The following is a 7976-nucleotide window of genomic DNA, read 5'->3' as shown; positions in this document are numbered from 1 at the left end:
TTTCGACGCGGCGCCGGTGTCTGATGCCGAGCGTGTGGCGCCGTTGCGGCCGTCGAATACCGCGTATGTGATCTTCACGTCGGGTTCGACGGGTCGTCCGAAGGGTGTGGCGGTTCCGCATGCGGCGGTTGTGAACCAGTTGCGTTATCTCGTCGCCGAGTTCGGTTTGGGCGCGACGGATGCGGTGTTGTTGAAGACCGCGGCGACGTTCGATTTGTCGGTGTGGGAGTTCTGGTCGGCGGCGGTGTCCGGTGGCCGGTTGGTGATCGCGGAGGCCGATGGGCATCGGGATCCGTTGTATCTGAATGAGCTGATGGCTCGGGAACGGGTGACCACGTTGGCGGTTGTTCCGTCGATGTTGGATGCGTTGTTGAGCACGGGTGAAGGCTTGCCGGGCTCGCTGCGGCGGGTGTTGGCTATCGGTGAGGCGCTGCCGGCGGCGACGGCGCGCAAGGTGCTTGCCGAGTTCGCGGGTGTCCGGTTGTTCAACTTGTATGGTCCGACCGAGGCGGCGGTGTCGGTCACCACGCATGAGGTGACCGAGGCCGATCAGGGTTCGGTGCCGATCGGTGTGCCGCAGTGGAATTCGCGTGTGTATGTGTTGGATTCGCGGTTGCAGCCGGTGCCCGATGGTGTCGCGGGTGAGTTGTATCTGGCGGGTGTGCAGTTGGCGGATGGGTATTTCGGGCGGCCGGATCTGAGTGCGGATCGGTTTGTGGCGGATCCGTTCGTGGTGGGGCAGCGGATGTATCGCACCGGTGACGTGGCTCGCTGGACTGCGGCGGGTGAGCTGGATTATGTGGGCCGGTCCGATTTCCAGGTGAAGGTTCGTGGTTTCCGGATCGAGTTGGGGGAGATCGAGGCGGCGTTGTTGGCGTTGCCCGAGGTCGCGCAGGCCGCGGTGCTGGTCGCCACGGATCCGCGGACCGGGGATCGGTTGGTCGGGTATGTGGTGGCTGTCGGTGGAGCGGGTCTGGATGCTGGGCGTATGCAGTCCGAACTCGGGCAGCGGTTGCCGTCGTACATGGTGCCGTCGGTGTTCGTGGAGCTGGATGCGTTGCCGTTGAATGTCAACGGGAAGCTGGATCGTAAGGCGTTGCCCGAGCCGGTGTTCGAGGCGCGGGAGTTCCGGGCGCCGTCGACTCCGATCGAGGAGATCGTTGCCGGTGTGTTCGCCGAGGTTCTCGGTGTGGATCGGGTGGGTGCGGAGGATGATTTCTTCGCTCTCGGTGGTAATTCGTTGGTTGCGACGCAGGTCGCGGCGCGGTTGGGTAAGGCGTTGAACACGACGGTGCCGGTGCGGGCTCTGTTCGAGGCGTCTACGGTGGCCGGGTTGGCGGTTCGGGTGGAGCGGCACGCGGGGTCGGGTGGGCGTAGTGCCTTGGTGCCGCAGTCGCGTCCGGAGTTCGTGCCGTTGTCGTTGGCACAGCAGCGGATGTGGCTTATCAACCAGTTCGATCCTGGTTCGCCGGCCTACAACATCCCGATGGCGATCCGGTTGTCGGGTGTGTTGGATGTCACGGCTATGCGCGCGGCGGTCGCCGATGTGCTGGAACGGCACGAGACGCTACGTACTCGCTACCCGGTCGGCCCGGGTGACACGCCGTACCAGGAGGTCCTCCCGGTCGCGCAGGCGCTCGGCGGTGCGCTCGAGGTGGCACCCGCCGCTGATCCGGTGACTCGGATCGGCGAGCTGATGTCGACCGGGTTCGATGTCACCCAGCAGGTCCCCGTGCGGGCACTGCTGCTCGAAACCGCGCCGGGCGAGCATGTGCTCGCGGTTGTCGCGCACCACATCGCGGCCGACGGTGCCTCGCTGGCGCCGCTGGCCCGAGACCTGATGACGGCCTATCTGGCTCGAGTCGGCGGCGACTCGCCGGGCTGGTCGCCGCTGCCGGTGCAGTACGCGGACTTCGCGTTGTGGCAGCGCGCAGTGGTCGGTGACGAGACCGATCCGACTTCGGCAGCTGCCGGCCAGTTGGCGTACTGGCAGAAACAGCTCGACGGGGTCGCCGTGGATGTCGAACTGCCGCTGGACCGGCCGCGTCCGCCGGTACCGTCCATGCGTGGTGGACTGACGAGTTTCGCCATCGATGCCGGGGTGCATCGGGCGCTGGACGAGTCGGCGCGAGCGCACGGTGTGACGCTGTTCATGGTGATGCACGCGGCGGTGGCGGTGCTGTTGTCCCGGCTGACCAACGCCGACGATATCGTTGTCGGTACTCCGATCGCTGGACGTGGAGAACAGGAGCTCGACGATCTCGTCGGTATGTTCGTCAACACCCTGGCACTGCGTACCAAGGTGGAACCCGATATGACCTTCGCCGAATTGCTCGAGCATGTCCGCGAGACGGACCTGTCGGCCTTCTCGAATGCTGATATCCCGTTCGAACAGGTGGTGAGCGCGGTATTGCCCGGCCGGGCCACCGCGCACAACCCGCTCCTGAGCGTGGTGCTGTCCTTCCAGAACACCGAACAGCCCATCCTGGAGCTGCCCGGTCTGAGTGTGCAGGCACTGGGCGAGCAGGCACTGGCTGCGAAGTTCGATCTCCAGATCGGTATCGACCCACAGCGGGATGTGGACGGCGGCTTCGGGGAACTGTGGTCGGTGTTCGGTTACGCCACCGATCTGTTCGACGACGCGACCGTGCAATCCTTCGGTCGCCGATTCGAGCGGATCCTCGCCGCGGTAGCTGCTGATCCACAGGTCCGGGTGGGCGGTATCGACATCCTCGATACCGCCGAACGTGACCGGATGGCGGCCCCCGCGCAGCCGGTGGCCCCCGCTGCAACCACTGGTACCGCGTTGCCGCAGACGCTGCGCGCGTCGGTGGAGGACGATCCGGAAGCCCCCGCGGTGGTGTGGGGCGAGGAAGAGGTCACGTATCAGGAGCTGGACGCGCGTTCCTCGCGGCTGGCCCGGGTCCTGATCGGGCGGGGTTACGGGCCGGGGACCGGTGTGGTGCTGCGCCTCGGACGCGGAGTCGACGCGGCCGTGGCGACCTGGGCGGTGCTCAAGACAGGTGCGGCGCTGGTACCCGCTGAGGCGGTGGATGCCGCCGTGGCCGCCGGTCTGTCGGTCGAGGTCGGCATTGTGGCGGACGTGCCACCGGCAGTGCCCGATGTCGACTGGTTGGCCCTGGACAATCCCGAACGTAGTGGGGAGATAGCGGCGGAGTCGTCCCGGCCGGTGACCTACGCAGACCGGGTCCGGCCGCTGCAGGGCGGCGACCCGGTATGCGTCACCACCGGCGGCCGTGTCCTCTCATACGACGAACTGGCCGCCATGGTGGCCGAGGTGCACACCGTGACCGACCTGACCTACGAATCCCGTACCTTCCGGTACGGCCGTACCGACGGCCCGGCCGCGGTGGTGGAGATCGTGGCGGCCGGCGCGGTAGGCGCGGCGGTGGTACTGGTACCCGAGGTGACCGGCGAGACGCTCGGCGACGAATGGGTCACCCACCTGTGGATCGATCAGGCCGGGCTCGACCAGTTGGAGCCGGATGCCATGGAGGATCTCTCCGCGTTGATCCTGGAGGAAAAGGGACGTCCGGACGGGCCGTGGGCGGAGGTAGAGCAGGTGCTCGATCTGGGCGCCCTGCTGGACTGAGTCGTTGGTGTAGCGGCCCCGGTCGCCGGGCGATGGCATCCTCGGTGGTAACAGATGGGTACCTCCGGCCCATGTAATGATGGACGACGGCGAGTCCGGCGGCGATCGAACGTGCCTTGCACGAGCCACCGGCCGGTAGTTCGGTAGCGGTTTGCCGTCGGCGGGTGGACCGCCCGGAGGAAGCGAACAAGGCAGGCAGGTTGATGGGTTCGGTTGTCGGTGAGCAGTGTGACCACCACCAGGAAGTGATGTAGGCATGACCCGAACGGCGCGCACACGACCCGCCCGGACCCGGCGGCCTCGGGGCACGACCCTGCCCCAGCTGATGGCGACAGCGGTCGAGACCAACCCCTCGGGTGTCGCCCTCAGCTCCGCCGACGCCACCGGTAATCTCGGCCGGCTCACCTACGCCGAACTGGACGAACGTTCCAATCGGCTCGCCCGGCTGCTCATCGCACGCGGTATCGGACCGGAGGACCTGGTCGCGATCGGGATCACCCGCTCGATCGAATCCGTGGTCGCGGTATGGGCGGTGGCCAAGACCGGCGCCGGTTATGTGCCCGTGGACCCGACCTATCCGATGGACCGCGTCACGCATATGGTCACCGATTCCGGCGCCGTCCTCGGCCTTACCGTCACCGAATCATCGCCCGGATTGCCCGGTGAGGTGGAGTGGGTGTCCATCGACAGCGCGGTGGTCTCCGCCGGCCTTTTGCGGTACTCGGCCGAACCGGTCTCCTTCGACGAGCGGCTGCGGCCGCTGCGCGCCGAGCATCCGGCCTATGTCATATACACCTCGGGTTCGACCGGTACACCGAAGGGTGTGGTGATCACCCAGGCCGGCCTCGCCGGGTTCTGCGCCGAACAGCGGGAACGGTATCGCGTCGATACGACCGCTCGTACCCTGCACTTCGCCTCTCCGTCGTTCGACGCCTCGGTGCTGGAACTGCTTTTGGCGGTGGGCGGGGCGGCGACCATGGTGGTGGTTTCGCCCACGGTCTACGGCGGTGACGATTTGGCCGGGCTGTTGCGCAACGAAGGGGTGACCCATGCCTTTGTCACGCCGGCCGCGCTCGCCTCGGTCGACCCGGCAGGTCTGAACGATCTGCGCATCGTCATCACCGGCGGCGAGTCCTGTCCGCCGGATCTTGTGCGTCGCTGGGCCGTTCCCACGGCCGACGGGCGCCCCCGCGAGTTCTTCAACGCCTACGGCCCGACCGAGACCACAGTCGCGGTCAATATCAGTGCCCCGATGAAACCGGACGAGCCGGTCGGCATCGGTGCGCCGATCCGCGGTATCACCGAATATGTACTGGACGAACGGCTTTCCCCGCTTCCTACGGGGGTGGCAGGCGAACTCTACGTCAGCGGCGCCCAATTGGCGCGCGGCTACCGCAACCGGCCCGGCTCGAGCGCGGAACGTTTTGTGGCAAATCCGTTCGCCGACGACGGATCCCGGCTCTATCGCACCGGCGACCTGGTGCGTTGGCTGGCCGACGGATCGCTGGAATATATGGGCCGCAACGACTTCCAGGTGAAGATCCGTGGTTTCCGGATCGAGCTCGGTGAGATCGACGCCATACTGGCCGGGCACGAATCGGTGGATTTCTCTGTCACCGTCGGCTACGAGCCCCCCAGCGGCGCGACGGTGCTGGCCAGTTATGTGCATCCGGCGGATGGGGCCCATATCGACCCTGATGAACTGCTCGCGCTGGCCGCGAGCCGGTTTCCCGCGTATATGGTTCCGGCGAGTATCACCGTCCTCGACGAGATTCCGCTGACGCCGGGCGGCAAGATCGACCGCCGTGCGCTGCCCGACCCGCAGTTGCGGACGAAGGCGTACCGGGCGCCGGACACCCCGTTGGAGAAACAGGTCGCGGCCATTTTCGCCGATCTACTGAATCCCGTGGATCCGGTCGGTGCCGATGACGATTTCTTCGAACTGGGTGGTAATTCGCTGATCGCCGCCCAGGTCGCGGGTCGGTTGGGCGCCACCGTGGACGCCCGCATCCCGGCCAGGGTGTTGTTCGAGGCCCCGACAGTGGCCGAGTTCGCCGTACGCCTGGCTGAGCTGAGCGGCTCCGGTGGCCATCAGCCGCTGGTGGCGCGAGAGCGTCCCGATCGGGTGCCGTTGTCGTTGGCTCAGCAGCGGATGTGGTTCCTGAACCGGTTCGATCGCGGTTCGGTCGCCTACAACATTCCGATGGCGATCCGATTGGCGGGTGCGCTGGATGTAAACGCACTGCGTGCGGCGGTGTCGGATCTGGTTGCGCGGCATGAGGTATTGCGCACGGTGTATCCGGAGACCGCGTCGGGTCCGGTGCAACTGGTATTGCCGGTCGGGGAGACCTCGCCGCGTTTGCAGGTGGGGTCGGTTGCCTCGGCGGATGTGGTGGCGGCGGTGGCGGGGTTGGCGTCGGCGGGTTTCGATGTGACGGTCGAGGTGCCGTTGCGGGTGGCACTGTTCCGGGTGGACGACGCAACTGTCGCTGGTGCCGGGCCCGAGGCAGACGGTGCGGCCGGTGAGTTCGTATTGGCGATGGTGGTGCACCATATCGCCGGTGATGGCGTGTCGGTGGGGCCGTTGACACGGGATCTGATGACCGCGTATGCGGCGCGTGCAGCCGGTGATGTGCCGGGTTGGGCGCCGTTGGCGGTGCAGTACGCCGATTATGCGTTGTGGCAGCGCGAATTGCTGGGTGACGAGTCCGATCCGGAATCGATCGCGGCGCAGCAGGTCGGTTACTGGCGGTCGGCGCTGGCTGGTGTACCGGATCAGCTGGATCTGCCGGCCGACCGTCCGCGTCCGGCCGTACAGTCTTTCGCGGGCGGGCGGGTGCGGGTCGTTGTCGATGCCGAAGTCCATGCCGGTTTGCAGCGGGTTGCGCAGCAGCGGAACGCGACGTTGTTCATGGTCGTGCACGCGGCATTGGCGGTGCTGCTGTCGCGACTGTCGGGTACGGATGATGTCACTGTCGGTACGCCGGTTGCGGGTCGTGGTGAGGCCGCGCTCGATGATCTGATCGGTATGTTCGTCAACACTTTGGTCTTCCGGACCGAGGTGGATCGTGGGGAGTCGTTCGCGGATCTGTTGTCGCGGCAGCGTGAGGTCGATATCGCGGCGTTCGCGCATGCGGATGTGCCGTTCGAGCGCTTGGTGGAGGTCCTCAATCCGGCGCGGTCGCAGGCGCGGCATCCGTTGTTCCAGATCGGCTTCGCTTTCCAGAACTTGGCACAGCCTAGCCTCGAGCTGCCGGGTTTGACCGTATCGGGTGTGGAGTTCGATACCAAGATCTCCCAGTTCGATCTGAACCTGGACCTCGGCGACTCCTACGATGAATCCGGTGCGCCCCTGGGGATCGCGGGTTATCTGACCTATGCCACGGCTCTGTTCGATCACACCACCGTCCAGGGATTCGTCGACCGCTTTGTGCGCTTGCTGGCAGCGGTGGTGGCGGACCCGGCAGTGCCGGTCGGTGATCTGGAGATCCTGGCGCCGGTCGAGCGTGCTCGGGTGCTGGCGGAGTGGAATGCCACCGAGCATCGGCTGCCGGCGGGGTTGTTGTTGGATGGGTTCAATGCGGTGGCGGCTGCGTATCCGGATCGGGTGGCGGTTTCGTTCGAGGGGACGAGTCTGTCCTATGGTGAGTTCGCGGGTCGGGTGAATCGGCTCGCGCGGCATTTGATCGCGCAGGGTGTGGGGCCGGAGACTCTTGTCGGGTTGTTGGTGTCGCGGTCGCTGGATCTCGTCGTGGGTATGTATGCCGTGGTGGCTGCGGGTGGTGCGTATGTGCCGTTGGATCCGGCGCATCCGGCGGAGCGGATCGGCTACATTCTCGATACCGCGGCACCGCTGTGTGTGTTGACGACTACGGCTGATTCCGGTGCGGTGCCCGTGGGGACGGGTGTGCCGGTGCTGGCACTGGACACTCTCGAGACCAGTGGTTACGACAGCGCGCAGGTGACCGATGCGGATCGGCGTGCGCCGGTGCGGCCGTCGAATACGGCGTATGTGATCTTCACGTCGGGCTCGACGGGGCGTCCGAAGGGTGTGGCGGTTCCGCATTCGGCGATTGCGAATCAGGTTGCGTGGATGCTGGCGGAGTACCCGTTGGGTGCTTCGGATGTGTATTTGCAGAAGACGGCGACGACGTTTGATGTGTCGTTGTGGGGTTATTTCCTGCCGTTGGCTGCGGGTGCGCATTTGGTGGTGGCGACGCCGGACGGCCATCGGGATACCGAGTACCTCGCAAGGACGATCGCCGAGCAGCGGGTGACGGTCACCGACTTCGTCCCGTCCATGCTTGGTGTGTTCGCTGCGCATACTCCGGCGGAGGCTCTGCGCAGTCTCGAGCATGTGTTT

Annotated in this window: 2 protein-coding genes; both read left to right on the top strand. The window is 66.2% G+C overall.

What is annotated here, in order from left to right:
* Window positions 1-3613, top strand: a 3613-nt coding sequence (locus tag NGR01S_RS29590; RefSeq protein WP_157107509.1) for a non-ribosomal peptide synthetase, incomplete at its 5' end; no start/stop codon positions are given.
* A 325-nt stretch (window positions 3614-3938) separates the two neighbouring features.
* The coding region (locus tag NGR01S_RS29585; RefSeq protein ID WP_245664837.1) for a non-ribosomal peptide synthetase at window positions 3939-7976 on the top strand (4038 nt) is incomplete at its 3' end.

The organism is Nocardia grenadensis NBRC 108939 (assembly GCF_001613445.1).
Classification (GTDB): domain Bacteria; phylum Actinomycetota; class Actinomycetes; order Mycobacteriales; family Mycobacteriaceae; genus Nocardia; species Nocardia grenadensis.
This window is presented reverse-complemented; position numbering and strand designations above follow the sequence as displayed.